Here is a 13368-nt window from a genome sequence, read left to right as displayed (position 1 = left end):
GTTTCTGTTCAAAAAGATAAGCCATTGAGTTGGTTAAGAGGAAAATATGCGCCTACTTCACACCATGCTGCGCGTTGGCAACCTGCAACGTTCTATCGATTTCTACACTAACGTACTGGGTATGCAATTGCTGCGCACCAGCGAAAACCCGGAATATAAATATTCTCTGGCGTTCGTGGGCTATGGCCCGGAAAGTGACGAAGCGGTAATTGAGCTGACCTACAACTGGGATGTCGATAGCTATGAGCTGGGCACCGCTTACGGCCACATCGCGCTGGAAGTGGATAACGCGGCCGAAGCCTGCGAGCGCATTCGCAGCAACGGCGGCAACGTGACGCGCGAAGCGGGTCCGGTCAAAGGCGGCACCACTGTGATTGCCTTCGTTGAAGATCCTGACGGTTATAAAATCGAACTGATCGAAGCCAAAGACGCCGGTCGCGGTCTGGGCAATTGATCCCTCCGGGCGCGTTCTGCGCCCGTTGTTTTGCTGCATCCCCTCGCAAATTTTGCCATAATACGCACTGCTTTTTTTCCCTTGTAAGAGACCCTGATGTCCGATAACGCTCAACTTACCGGTCTGTGTGACCGTTTTCGTGGTTTTTATCCTGTTGTTATTGATGTAGAAACAGCTGGATTTAACGCTAAGACCGATGCGCTGCTTGAGATTGCTGCCATCACACTGAAAATGGATGAACAGGGCTGGCTGATACCGGACACCACGCTGCATTTCCACGTTGAACCGTTTGAAGGCGCGAACCTACAGCCAGAAGCGCTGGCCTTTAACGGCATTGACCCCACGAACCCACTGCGCGGTGCGGTGAGTGAATATGACGCCCTGCACGCCATTTTCAAAATGGTCCGTAAAGGCATGAAAGACAGCAACTGCAATCGCGCGATCATGGTGGCCCATAACGCTACCTTCGATCACAGCTTTATGATGGCCGCCGCCGAGCGCGCCTCGCTTAAGCGTAATCCGTTCCACCCGTTTGTGACCTTCGATACTGCCGCACTGAGCGGGCTGGCGCTGGGCCAAACGGTGTTATCAAAAGCCTGTATCACCGCCGGTATTGATTTCGACGGCACCCAGGCGCATTCGGCGCTGTACGATACGGAACGCACATCAGAATTGTTCTGTGAGATTGTGAACCGCTGGAAGCGTTTGGGCGGCTGGCCGCTGCCGATGGGCGAAAGCGAGGAATAAAAAAAGCGACCGTAATGGTCGCTTTTTTTTGCCTGATGCAAAACTTACTCTGCGTCTGGCTCTTCAGTTTTATACTTTGCAGCGGTCTCTTTGATCAACTGCTGCAGTTCGCCACGCTGATACATTTCAATCAGAATGTCACAACCGCCGACCAGCTCACCGTCCACCCACAGCTGCGGGAAGGTCGGCCAGTTAGCGTATTTCGGCAGCTCAGCGCGGATGTCCGGGTTCTGCAGGATATCAACGTAAGCAAAGCGCTCGCCACAGGCAGAAAGAGCCTGAACGGCTTGCGCAGAGAAACCGCAGTTTGGCAGCTTCGGTGAACCTTTCATGTACAGGAGAATTGGGTTTTCAGCGATCTGGCGCTGGATTTTTTCAATAGTAGTGCTCATGTCTTGCTTCCTTTAACTTCTGTTACGGCAATCGTCTGACATTGTAGCGGGTCAGAGAGACATCGGAAAATAACATTTTCGTCACCTGTATATATCTTAACGGTTATCCGTTGAAGTTGCATTTCTAAGATAGCTTATCCCTGCGTAAGCTGTGGTTTTGCTTAAGGGACGAGCAATAGTGCAACAGATTGACGTTTTTTTTTGCACTTGCTAACGAAACAGAATTTTAGATTGAAAAATGCTATTAACATCTCGCAGTTTTATGCATTAGAATCGACGGGCTTTGTAAATCATACGTGGGTATTATTGATGACCCGCATCTAATTCAGGGGAATGCTCAGTGGCGCGGATAAAAAAAGTCTCGATCACGCTCTGTGCTTTACTATTTACATCTCTCGCTTTCATGCCAGCGGCTAATGCCTCTGAGCAGGCGCGGCATTCTGCCGTGCAAAAATCTCATCTGGCGAAAACCACAGAACGTAAGAAAAAAACGACCAGCACCAGTAAAAGCGAAAAGAAAAAAACCACCACAGCTCACAAGCAGAAGACCACCTCCGGCAAAGCCCTCACCAGTAAAACCCGCAGCAAACCGACCCGCACCACCGCAAAAATCGCTCCGGAAAAATGCACCGTTCGTAAAGGGCATAAAACTAACTGCGTAAAAGTGGGTAAAACGGCAAAACTCTCTGAGGTGCATAAAGTTCGCGTGCAGAAAGCGCAAAAAACCGCGATGAACAAGCTGATGGGGCAAATAGGCAAACCTTATCACTGGGGTGGCACTTCACCGCGTACCGGCTTCGATTGCAGTGGTCTGGTTTACTACGCGTATAAAGATCTGGTGAAATTCCGTATACCGCGTACCGCAAACGAGATGTATCACCTGCGCGATGCGGCGTCCGTCGATCGCGGTGAACTCGAAAGCGGCGATCTGGTGTTCTTCCGCACTCAGGGTCGTGGCACCGCTGACCACGTAGGCGTTTACGTGGGCAACGGAAAATTCATTCAGTCTCCTCGTAGCGGTCAGGATATTCAAATCACTTCCCTCAGCGAAGATTATTGGGTTCGCCACTACGTCGGCGCACGCCGCGTGATGACGCCAAAAACGATCCGCTAATCCCTGCCCTGCTGCTCCGCCAGCAGGGTAAGTTCCTCTTTTGCCTCCCCTTTCAATTTGCTACTCTATCCCTGCACTCAATAGGGTTATTGATGCGCAAACTATAATAAGGAGAGAAGCAATGTCGTTCGAATTACCTGCATTACCGTATGCAAAAGACGCCCTGGCTCCGCACATTTCGGCGGAAACCCTGGAATACCACTACGGCAAACACCATCAGACCTATGTCACAAACCTGAACAACCTGGTGAAAGGCACCGCGTTTGAAGGCAAAACACTGGAAGAGATCGTACGTAGCTCTGAAGGCGGCGTATTCAATAACGCCGCTCAGGTGTGGAACCACACGTTTTACTGGCACTGCCTGGCTCCAAACGCGGGCGGTGAACCGACCGGTGAACTGGCTGCGGCGATTAATGCGGCCTTCGGCAGCTTTGCTGATTTTAAAGCGAAGTTTACTGACGCAGCCATTAAGAACTTCGGTTCTGGCTGGACGTGGCTGGTAAAAGAGGCGGATGGCAAACTGGCTATCGTTTCCACCTCTAACGCAGGCACCCCACTGACCACCAGCGCCAAACCGCTGATGACCGTCGATGTGTGGGAGCACGCTTACTATATCGATTACCGTAACGCTCGCCCGAACTACCTTGAGCACTTCTGGGCACTGGTTAACTGGGAATTTGTGGCGAAGAACTTCGCTGCATAACTGAGACGCAGAAGGGCAGCCCTTCTGCGTTTTTTGATTACTCGGTGACGCTAACGGGTTCTGGCTGTTTGCGCCCCGACGTCAGGACCAGCAACAGACCCAGTGCGGCGATAATTGCCCCCATTACCGGAACAAAGCTGTACCCCAGCCCGCCCGAAATCACCGCCCCACCCGCAGCCGCACCAAGTGCATTGCCGAGGTTAAAGGCACCGATATTCACGGAAGACGACAGACCGGGAGCTTCGTGCGCCACCCGCATCACGCGCATCTGCAACGGTGGAACCACCGCGAAGGTCGCAGCCCCCCACACCACCATCGCAATGGCCGCACCAAACTCATTGCGCGCCAGCCACGGAATGGCGAGCATAATCACAATCAACAGAGTCAGAAATCCTTTCAGCGTGCCGGTCACAGAACGATCCGCCAGCTTGCCACCAAGATAGTTACCCAGCGAGAAACCGACACCAATCAGGACCAGCATCCCCGTCACGAACAGCGGTGTCGCATGGGTAATGTCATGCAGCACCGGAGAGATATAGGTGTATAGCGTGAACATCGCGCCTGCACCGAGCACCGTCGTTAACAGAGCAGACAGCACCTGTGGACGCACCAGCACCGACAGCTCTTTGCGCACATCCGGGCGCTCGCCTGCCTCGCCTTTCGGCAGAGAGAAGAACAGCGCGACCATCGCCACCACGCCAAGCCCAGCTGTTGCGAGGAAAGACATGCGCCAGCCAATCACTTCACCGAGCCATGTCGCCGCCGGAACGCCGCCAATGTTGGCGATGGTCAGGCCCATAAACATGGTCGCCACCGCGCTCGCCTGCTTGTGTTTTGGCACTACGCTCGCGGCTACCACCGACCCTAAACCAAAGAACGCGCCGTGGTTCAGGCTGGTCAGAATGCGCGACAGCAGTAGCGTAGTGTAATCCGGCGCAATCGCCGACAGCACGTTGCCGAGGGTAAAAATCGCCATCAGGAAGATCAGCGCATTGCGGCGGGCACGATGTGAGAGCAGCAAGGTCATGAGCGGCGCACCGACCATCACCCCTATCGCATAAGCGCTGATGAGCATACCCGCTGCCGGAATAGAGACGTCCACGCCTTTGGCGATCACCGGCAGGAGTCCCATCGGGGAAAACTCGGTAGTGCCGATGCCAAAAGCGCCAATCGCCAGGGCCAGCAAGGGAAAGTTGATTTTCATTGTTAACTCCGCAAACCGTGTCATTGCGCGACACGGGACTAAGATGTCAAAAGCATGACATCAATCACAAAAAATGAGAAGTTAACAAATTAGCAAAAGATTTTTGCGGGATGAGTAACAATCGGGAGAAGAGACGAGGGAGAGAACTCTCCCCCGTTTAAATCAGTGCAGGGCTGCGGTAAGACCTGCTGCAACAATCAAAGCCAGCACAATAACGGTAGTGGTCAGCGAAAACTTAAGATCGGCACTCATCAATTTTTCTCCTTTTAATCACCCCACGAAAAGTGAGCTTGCTCATTTTTACACAGTTTACCCCAAAAATCTTCCTGGATTTAGACTGATAACCGTTTTTGCGCTTCCCCTTTTCATCAAGATAAGACAAAATTCCACGCTAAATTTATAAGCGTACCGGCCACTGACCCCCTCCTGACGTTTTGAGTCGTTTTCCCGGCGTATCGCAATTCACATTGCGAGATAAGGGTGAGAGAAGGCAAACGTTTACCTTTAAGTATTTCAGGAGTTTAAGATATGGTCTGGAGTGACATGTAATGGCAACAATTAAAGATGTGGCGAAACGCGCAAACGTTTCCACTACAACCGTATCACATGTAATTAACAAAACACGTTTTGTTGCGGAAGAGACGCGCAACGCCGTGTGGGCAGCTATCAAAGAACTGCACTACTCCCCAAGTGCCGTAGCGCGCAGCCTGAAAGTGAATCACACTAAATCGATCGGACTGCTGGCGACCAGCAGTGAAGCCGCCTATTTTGCGGAAATCATCGAAGCGGTTGAGAAAAACTGTTTCCAGAAGGGCTACACCCTGATCCTGGGTAACGCCTGGAACAGCCAGGAAAAACAGCGTGCTTACCTGTCTATGATGGCGCAAAAGCGCGTCGATGGCCTGCTGGTAATGTGTTCTGAATATCCGGAATCCGTGCTGTCGATGCTCGAAGAGTATCGTCACATCCCTATGGTGGTCATGGACTGGGGCGATACCCGCGCCGATTTTACCGATTCAGTGAACGACAACGCCTTTGAAGGCGGCTATATGGCGGGCCGTTACCTGATTGAACGCGGTCACCGCGAAATCGGCGTGATCCCAGGCCCACTGGAGCGTAATACTGGTGCTGGTCGTCTGGCTGGCTTTATGAAAGCGATAGAAGAAGCGCTGATCACGGTGCCAGAAAACTGGATCGTGCAGGGCGACTTCGAACCGGAATCCGGCTATCGCGCGATGCAGCAGATTGTCTCCCAGTCACATCGTCCTACCGCGGTCTTTATCGGTGGAGATATTATGGCGATGGGCGCACTTTGCGCAGCAGATGAGCTTGGTTTACGCGTGCCGCAGGATATTTCGGTGATCGGATACGATAACGTGCGCAACGCCCGTTACTTTACTCCGGCGCTGACGACGATTCACCAGCCAAAAGACTCGCTGGGTGAAACCGCCTTTAACATGCTGATGGACCGCATCGTCAGCAAACGTGAAGAGTCACAGTCGATTGAAGTCCACCCGCGCCTGATTGAACGCCGCTCCGTCGCTGACGGTCCGTTCCGCGACTATCGTCGTTAATCGCCTCTGAGGGGCCGGTTATTCCGGCTCCTTCAACCACTCTCTGTTCAGCGTTTCGCTATCTCCCAGATAGGCCAGCAGCCATTCCAGCGCCGGTGACATATCGTTTTGCTGCCAGGTCAGGCAACACGCTGCATCCGGGAACGGGTTTTCCAGGGTTAACGCCACCCATTCGCCGCGATCGATGCGCGGACGTGCGAAATGCACCGGCACCATACCGACGCACAAGCCAGCCGACAGGCAGGTCGCCGAGGTTTCCCAGTCAGGGGCCACCACGCGCCGTTGGTTATCCAGCAGCCAGGTGATGCGTTTCGGCAGCGATCGCGACGTATCTTCCAGCACCAGCGACGGCCAGTTGCGCAACGTGTCATCGCTCAGCGGCCCTTCTATCGCGGCGAGAGGATGATCGCGGGCGACGACGCAGGTCCAGCTCAACGCCCCCATATCACGAAACGCATAGCGTCCACCCACCGGGATCGCCTGCGTTGCGCCGATGGCCATCTCTACCCTGCCGTCCGACAGCGCATCCCACACGCCGTTGAACACCTCCTGCGACACGCGCAGCTCAACGTCTGAAAAGTGGCGATAGAAATCGACCACCATCTGGCGCGTGCGTTCGGGTTTGACGATGTTATCCACCGCAATGGCGAGATGACCGCGCCAGCCGTTGGCAATCTGCTGACACTGTTCGCGGGTGATCATCATTTTTTTGATAACAGAACGCCCTTCCTTCAAAAACCACACACCCGCAGGCGTCAGAACGACATCGCGATGGCGGCGTTCAAACAGCGGAACTGCCAGCCACTCTTCAAGCTGGCGCACGGTGTAGCTCACCGCAGACGGAACGCGGTGCAGTTCCTGGGCCGCGCCGCTAAAGCTGCCGTTACGCGCGACCGCATCCACCACTTCTAACGAATATTCAGACCACATTTTTTGCCTGCAAATTTTTTGAATGCAACCACCAAATATTAGCGTTTCACAAGGAACTTTGCACTCCCTACACTTTGCGCCAATGAATACCTGCCTCTTTAGGACATAAAAACAATGCAACCCAACAAAGGATTTCTGGTCTGGCTCGGCGGTTTAAGCGTGCTGGGCTTTTTGGCCACCGATATGTATCTGCCTGCGTTCGCCGCGATGCAGGAAGATTTACAGACGCCTGCCGCCGCGATCAGCGCCAGCCTGAGCCTGTTCCTCGCCGGTTTTGCCTTCGCGCAGCTGCTGTGGGGACCGCTTTCCGACCGCTATGGCCGCAAGCCCATTTTACTTTTAGGTCTGGCGATCTTTGCCGTCGCCTGTCTGGGGATGCTGTGGGTGCGCGATGCCACCTGGCTGCTGGTACTACGTTTTGTGCAGGCATTCGGGGTGTGTGCGGCCGCCGTAACCTGGCAGGCGCTGGTCACCGACTACTATCCCGCCTCACGCGTGAACCGCATTTTTGCCACCATTATGCCGCTTGTCGGTCTTTCACCGGCGCTGGCGCCCCTGCTCGGCAGTTGGATCCTGGTGCACTTTGACTGGCAGGCGATTTTCGCCACGCTGTTCATCATCACTCTGGTGCTGATGTTACCGGCGTTTACGCTCAAACCGGCGCCACCGAAACCAACTGAGCACAACGATGACCGCGTGACCTTCCTGTCACTACTGCGCTCACGCGCCTATCGTGGCAACGTACTGGTTTACGCCGCCTGTTCCGCCAGCTTTTTCGCGTGGCTGACCGGCTCGCCGTTTATTCTGCATGACATGGGCTACAGTCCGGCGGTGATCGGCCTGAGCTATGTTCCTCAGACCATCGCGTTCCTGGTCGGCGGTTACGGCTGCCGCGCGGCGCTGCAAAAATGGCAGGGACAGCAGATGCTGCCGTGGCTGTTGGTACTCTTCGCAATCAGCGTCATTGCGACCTGGGCCGTTGGCTTTATCCCGCACGTTGGGCTGACTGAAATTCTGATCCCCTTCTGCGTGATGGCGGTGGCGAACGGTGCAATCTACCCTATCGTGGTAGCTCAGGCGCTACGTCCATTCCCTCATGCGACAGGTCGCGCCGCTGCGCTGCAAAATACCCTGCAACTGGGGCTGTGTTTCCTGGCAAGTTTGATTGTTTCAGCGCTTATCGCCACGCCGCTGATGACAACGACCAGCGTGATGCTCGCCACCGTACTGCTCGCCGCGCTGGGTTATCGCATGCAGTCTTCGGCACAGGACTCTTCTGACGTCACTTCGCAGACAGAATCCTCTCGGGCATAATCGCGCCAGCAATTATGTGACATTTCAGTGATTAGGCTGCTAATAACTTTCTGTTGAATCACCGATTTTTGCGGCCTATACTAAATTTGCTTCACACAAATACGATAAATATTATGTGTTAACGGGAGCCGGAGTGCTCCCGTTTTACCATGGAAGGCCTTTCGGTAAGGGTTATCTCCCTTCCTCTGTTCTACGTCGGATATTAGCCTCACGGAAAAACCGTGGGATTTCTCACAAACCATAAAAAACGGCTACGCTGTTTGAAGGTTCTGATCACAGCAGGTGATGGAGAAGCTATGAGTTCATCGTGTATAGAAGAAGTCAATGTCCGGGACAATGACTGGTTTCGGATCGTCAATGAATTACTGGGTCGGGCGGGCGTCGCGATTAACGGGTCTGCCCCCTCCGATATTCAGGTAAAACACCCCGATTTTTTCAAACGCGTTCTGCAGGAAGGTTCGCTCGGTCTGGGCGAGAGCTACATGGACGGCTGGTGGGATTGCGAACGGCTGGATATGTTTTTCCATAACGTTCTGCGTGCCGGGCTGGAAAACCAGCTCCCTCACCGCCTGAAAGATACCCTGCGTATCGCCTCTGCGCGATTGCTCAATCTGCAAAGTAAAAAGCGGGCATGGATTGTCGGCAAAGAACATTACGATCTGGGTAACGATCTTTTCAGCCGCATGCTTGATCCCTTCATGCAATATTCCTGCGCCTACTGGAAAGACGCTACCACTCTCGAAGATGCACAGCAGGCTAAACTGCGTTTAATCTGCGAAAAGCTGCAGCTCCAGCCCGGCATGAGGGTCCTGGATATCGGCTGCGGCTGGGGTGGACTGGCGTATTATATGGCCAAAAATTATGGCGTCAGCGTCGTCGGCGTGACCATTTCCGCCGAGCAACAAAAAATGGCGCAAGAGCGCTGCGCCGGGCTGGATGTGACCCTTCTGCTGCAAGATTATCGTGACCTCGATGACCAGTTTGACCGTATTGTCTCGGTGGGGATGTTCGAGCACGTAGGGCCGAAGAATTACAGTACCTATTTCACTGTTGCCGACCGCAACCTGAAACCCGAGGGGATTTTCCTGCTGCACACTATCGGTTCCAAAAAGACGGACCATTCGGTTGACCCGTGGATCAACAAATACATCTTCCCGAACGGCTGCCTGCCCTCCGTTCGCCAGATTGCCGATGCCAGTGAGTCGCACTTTATAGTCGAAGACTGGCACAACTTTGGCGCAGACTACGACACTACTCTCATGGCCTGGCATTCACGTTTTCAGGCCGCATGGCCAGAAATCGCTGATAACTATTCGGAACGCTTCAAACGGATGTTCAGCTATTACCTGAATGCCTGCGCAGGGGCATTTCGCGCACGGGATATTCAGCTATGGCAGGTGGTGTTTAGCCGTGGTGTAGAGCATGGATTGCGCGTGGCGCGGTGAATGAAAATCGCCCGGCGGCACTTCGTTTGCACGGGCCTACAAAACCGGGAAATTTGTTGTTTTGTAGGCCGGGTAAGCACAGCGCCACCCGGCAACAAACGAGGTCATCTTCAATGAATAAACCCCGGATACCCGGGGTTTATTTTATTCGTCTTGCGCCGTCAATTTACTTGCCAGTTCTTTCGCCGCCAGAACCCGCTCAACGGTATCCACTACCGCCTGGGTCTGCGGATCAATTTCGATATTAATCCGATGGCCGAGTTTTTTCGCGCCAAGGGTCGTGCGCTGTAAGGTTTCCGGAATTAAATGCACGCAGAAACGGGTTGGGGTCACTTCACCCACCGTCAGACTAATCCCATCCACGCCAATAAATCCTTTATACAGGATGTATTTCATTAATGAGGCATCCTGCACTTTAAACCAGATCTGACGGTTATTTTCTGAGGTCAGGATTTTCGACACTTCAGCGGTGGTCATAATATGGCCCGACATTAAATGCCCGCCGATCTCATCGCTGAATTTCGCCGCGCGTTCGACGTTGACCATATCGCCCACCACCAGCTCACCGAGATTGGTAATACGCAGCGTCTCTTTCATCAGATCAAAGCTAATACGATTACCGTCAATCTCTGTCACCGTCAGACAGCAGCCATTGTGTGCAACCGATGCCCCGGTTTCCAGCCCGTCGAGCATATATTCCGGCAGCTCGACAATATGGGTACGGAAATTGGGTTTTTCCTCAATGGACACCAGTTTTGCTGTGCCCTGCACGATACCAGTAAACATGCTTACCACTCCTGTTTTATGCCAACGGTGGTGACACCGTTTTAATCGCATCACAATAACATCTGGAAAAACAGGTTGCCAGTAAGGGGCATTTTCTGGCGATTTTTTCACTAGATAAATAGCTAAACCCCGCTACAATAGCTGGCACTCCCCCTGCATTTTCTTCTTGCTGCCAGTTTCGGCGGGTTTTTTTAGTCTCTCAAATAACAACAAATTAAAAGGTGTTCACGTGCAGAAGTACATGAATGAAGCGCGTCAGTTATTACCCCTTGCAATACCGGTGATCATCGCGCAGGTCGCCCAAACCGCAATGGGATTTGTGGATACGGTCATGGCGGGCGGATACAGCGCCACTGATATGGCCGCCGTCGCGATTGGGACCTCCATCTGGCTTCCGGCCATTCTTTTCGGCCACGGTCTGCTGCTGGCCTTAACGCCAGTTATCGCCCAGCTTAACGGTTCAGGTCGACGCGAACGCATCGCCCATCAGGTCCGTCAAGGATTTTGGCTTGCCGGATTCGTCTCCATTCTCGTCATGATTGTGCTGTGGAATGCAGGCCACATTATCCGCTCAATGCACAATATCGACCCGGCACTAGCCGATAAAGCCGTCGGCTATTTGCGTGCGCTGCTGTGGGGCGCACCCGGCTACCTGTTCTTCCAGGTGGCGCGTAACCAATGTGAAGGGCTGGCAAAAACCAAACCCGGCATGGTGTTTGGCTTTATCGGACTGCTGGTGAATATTCCGGTCAACTACGTCTTTATCTACGGCCACTTCGGGATGCCGGAACTGGGCGGCGTGGGCTGTGGTGTGGCGACGGTGGCGGTGTACTGGGTGATGTTCATCAGCATGCTGTCGTATGTCAAAAGAGCGCGCTCGATGCGTGACATTCGCAACGAGCAAAGCTTTAGCAAGCCGGATATGGCGGTGATGAAACGTCTGGTTCAGCTCGGCCTGCCTATCGCACTGGCACTGTTCTTTGAAGTAACGCTGTTCGCGGTTGTCGCGCTGCTGGTCTCGCCGCTGGGTATTGTCGACGTTGCGGGCCACCAGATTGCGTTGAACTTCAGCTCGCTGATGTTCGTTCTGCCAATGTCGCTGGCGGCTGCGGTAACCATCCGCGTAGGCTATCGTCTGGGACAAGGCTCGACGCTGGATGCACAAACCGCGGCACGTACTGGCCTGATGGTCGGCGTGTGCATGGCGGCGTGCACCGCCATCTTTACCGTGCTGCTGCGTGAGCAGATTGCCCTGCTCTACAACGACAATCCTGAAGTGGTGATCCTCGCCTCTCAGCTGATGCTGCTGGCAGCGGTGTACCAGATTTCTGATTCGATTCAGGTTATCGGTAGCGGCATTTTGCGTGGGTATAAAGATACACGTTCGATCTTCTTTATCACTTTCACCGCCTACTGGGTGCTGGGACTGCCGTGCGGCTACGTGCTGGCTCTGACCGATCTGGTGGTGGACCGAATGGGGCCCGCCGGTTTCTGGATGGGCTTTATCATCGGTTTAACCTCCGCCGCGGTCCTGATGATGCTGCGCATGCGCTTCCTGCAACGCCAACCATCAGCCGTGATTTTGCAACGCGCTGCGCGTTAATTATCCGCGAGCCGCCTTCGGGCGGCTACTTTCTCTTCACTTTGCGCGGGAATGAAGCAATCGCGTGAAATACGGAAGAAAATTGCATTTTCCCTCTTGCCTCATCCCCTCACTGCCGCTAATATTCGACCCCGTTGTCACAGACAACATGATGCGTCCGTAGCTCAGTTGGTTAGAGCACCACCTTGACATGGTGGGGGTCGGTGGTTCGAGTCCACTCGGACGCACCATCAAAAATTCTATACAGTGCGTCCGTAGCTCAGTTGGTTAGAGCACCACCTTGACATGGTGGGGGTCGGTGGTTCGAGTCCACTCGGACGCACCATTTCGTGATACTCCTCTTCAGTTTTAAATCCTTTTTCCAGCCCAACGTAATGCCCCTTGTTCATCCTTGAACAGACATATCCTTATGCCCTGTTACTTTGTGAAGAGATGGGGATAAAGCCGACGTTCGTACAACCTTTCGAGCAGCAGGAGCAATTCATAGTCGGTGGAGAGATTGAATTTCGCCATCATGTGATATTTGTGAGAAAAAATCGTCTTCTCAGACAAATTAAGCTCACGCGCTATTTGCGGCACATTTTTACCGCTGTAGAAACCAGCCATAATCCGTGTTTGCTGGGGAGACAACGCCCGATGTCGGCAGGTATAACAATTGCTACAACGCGTTTCCTCATGACCTTTCCAGACATGGATTATGCCATCGCGTATCACGCGAAGCGGCGCTCTGCGTTCGATATAAACAATATCCCCAATGCACTCCGGTGACGGTGCGGTATTCACCGGTTTTTTATCCATTAAACCAACGATCACCCCTTTGGTGCGCGAATGCAGCTCAGGGTGACAGGTGAAATGCTCGCCCTGGCACATCCCCATAATAATCATATCGGCCTGGCGCACCGTCTGATGAGTAAACTCCAGCGTTAATTTCACCCTCTTCTGATATTCCTGTGAAAATATCTCGCTCAGAAAGTTGTGTATTGACCAGTCATAAAACGCATTATCATCTTTAATCAGGACGTTAATCATGTAACCTCAAAAACGAAATGCAGGCGACGGCTTAATAAACCGTCACCATTTTGATATTCGGCATAATAAGAGA

General features: G+C 53.3%; 14 protein-coding genes and 2 tRNA genes. 10 read left to right on the top strand and 6 right to left on the bottom strand.

Annotated features, from left to right (window positions below; translation table 11 throughout):
* Positions 1–46: 46 nt before the first annotated feature.
* Together gloA and rnt are read left to right on the top strand one after the other, a co-directional pair.
* The gene (gene gloA / locus C3708_RS00195) at positions 47–454 is read left to right on the top strand and encodes a lactoylglutathione lyase (RefSeq protein ID WP_012017189.1); all 408 of its coding nucleotides are present in this window, start codon (positions 47–49) and stop codon (positions 452–454) included.
* Between the two features lie 96 nt (positions 455–550).
* Positions 551–1201: a ribonuclease T gene (gene rnt, locus C3708_RS00190; RefSeq protein ID WP_095281804.1), complete on the top strand. Its 651-nt coding sequence runs from the start codon at positions 551–553 to the stop codon at positions 1199–1201.
* A gap of 44 nt (positions 1202–1245) precedes the next feature.
* Here rnt and grxD read toward each other — a convergent pair whose 3' ends face one another.
* Positions 1246–1593 carry a monothiol glutaredoxin 4 gene (grxD, locus tag C3708_RS00185; protein ID WP_095281803.1) on the bottom strand — a complete coding sequence of 116 codons (348 nt, stop codon included), beginning with the start codon at positions 1591–1593 and terminating at the stop codon, positions 1246–1248.
* A 340-nt stretch (positions 1594–1933) separates the two neighbouring features.
* On the opposite strand from grxD, the gene C3708_RS00180 reads away from it, so the two are divergent.
* Together C3708_RS00180 and sodB are read left to right on the top strand one after the other, a co-directional pair.
* Complete coding sequence (locus C3708_RS00180) at positions 1934–2707, top strand: C40 family peptidase (RefSeq protein ID WP_095281802.1); 774 nt, start codon at positions 1934–1936, stop codon at positions 2705–2707.
* 121 nt (positions 2708–2828) lie between these two features.
* On the top strand, positions 2829–3410 hold the full coding sequence (gene sodB / locus C3708_RS00175) for a superoxide dismutase [Fe] (protein WP_103946411.1): 582 nt from the start codon (positions 2829–2831) through the stop codon (positions 3408–3410).
* A 37-nt stretch (positions 3411–3447) separates the two neighbouring features.
* On the opposite strand, the gene C3708_RS00170 is transcribed toward sodB, so the two are convergent.
* Complete coding sequence (locus tag C3708_RS00170) at positions 3448–4614, bottom strand: MFS transporter (protein WP_095281800.1); 1167 nt, start codon at positions 4612–4614, stop codon at positions 3448–3450.
* A gap of 162 nt (positions 4615–4776) precedes the next feature.
* Complete coding sequence (locus C3708_RS00165; RefSeq protein WP_095281799.1) at positions 4777–4866, bottom strand: YnhF family membrane protein; 90 nt, start codon at positions 4864–4866, stop codon at positions 4777–4779.
* Positions 4867–5162: 296 nt separating this feature from the next.
* Between C3708_RS00165 and purR the strand changes: the two genes are divergently transcribed.
* Positions 5163–6188, top strand: coding sequence for an HTH-type transcriptional repressor PurR (purR, locus tag C3708_RS00160; RefSeq protein WP_103949080.1), 1026 nt, complete (start codon positions 5163–5165; stop codon positions 6186–6188).
* Positions 6189–6206: 18 nt separating this feature from the next.
* Here the strand turns inward: purR and punR are convergent, their stop codons facing one another.
* Complete coding sequence (punR, locus tag C3708_RS00155; protein WP_095281797.1) at positions 6207–7118, bottom strand: DNA-binding transcriptional activator PunR; 912 nt, start codon at positions 7116–7118, stop codon at positions 6207–6209.
* A 114-nt stretch (positions 7119–7232) separates the two neighbouring features.
* Here punR and punC point away from each other — a divergent pair, with 114 nt between their 5' ends.
* Both punC and cfa read left to right on the top strand, forming a co-directional pair.
* A complete protein-coding gene (gene punC, locus C3708_RS00150) occupies positions 7233–8432 on the top strand; it encodes a purine nucleoside transporter PunC (protein ID WP_095281796.1) in 1200 nt (399 codons plus the stop codon).
* Positions 8433–8728: 296 nt separating this feature from the next.
* Entirely contained in the window at positions 8729–9877 is a 1149-nt protein-coding gene (gene cfa / locus C3708_RS00145) for a cyclopropane fatty acyl phospholipid synthase (RefSeq protein WP_103949081.1), read from the top strand.
* A gap of 144 nt (positions 9878–10021) precedes the next feature.
* On the opposite strand, the gene C3708_RS00140 is transcribed toward cfa, so the two are convergent.
* Positions 10022–10663, bottom strand: coding sequence for a riboflavin synthase subunit alpha (locus C3708_RS00140; protein ID WP_103946415.1), 642 nt, complete (start codon positions 10661–10663; stop codon positions 10022–10024).
* A 229-nt stretch (positions 10664–10892) separates the two neighbouring features.
* On the opposite strand from C3708_RS00140, the gene mdtK reads away from it, so the two are divergent.
* The 3 genes from mdtK (at position 10893) to C3708_RS00125 (ending at position 12591) form a co-directional block, all read left to right on the top strand.
* The gene (mdtK, locus tag C3708_RS00135) at positions 10893–12266 is read left to right on the top strand and encodes an MdtK family multidrug efflux MATE transporter (protein WP_103949082.1); all 1374 of its coding nucleotides are present in this window, start codon (positions 10893–10895) and stop codon (positions 12264–12266) included.
* 153 nt (positions 12267–12419) lie between these two features.
* Positions 12420–12496: transfer RNA gene (locus C3708_RS00130), tRNA-Val, on the top strand.
* 18 nt (positions 12497–12514) lie between these two features.
* Positions 12515–12591, top strand: a tRNA-Val gene (locus C3708_RS00125).
* Positions 12592–12683: 92 nt separating this feature from the next.
* On the opposite strand, the gene C3708_RS00120 is transcribed toward C3708_RS00125, so the two are convergent.
* Positions 12684–13295: a LuxR C-terminal-related transcriptional regulator gene (locus C3708_RS00120; RefSeq protein ID WP_103949083.1), complete on the bottom strand. Its 612-nt coding sequence runs from the start codon at positions 13293–13295 to the stop codon at positions 12684–12686.
* Between the last annotated feature and the right edge of the window lie 73 nt (positions 13296–13368).

Origin of the sequence: Lelliottia sp. 7254-16 (assembly GCF_002922995.1) — a bacterium.
Classification (GTDB): domain Bacteria; phylum Pseudomonadota; class Gammaproteobacteria; order Enterobacterales; family Enterobacteriaceae; genus Enterobacter; species Enterobacter jeotgali.
The sequence above is the reverse complement of the archived record's forward strand: the minus strand, read 5'-3'. Positions and strand labels throughout refer to the sequence as shown.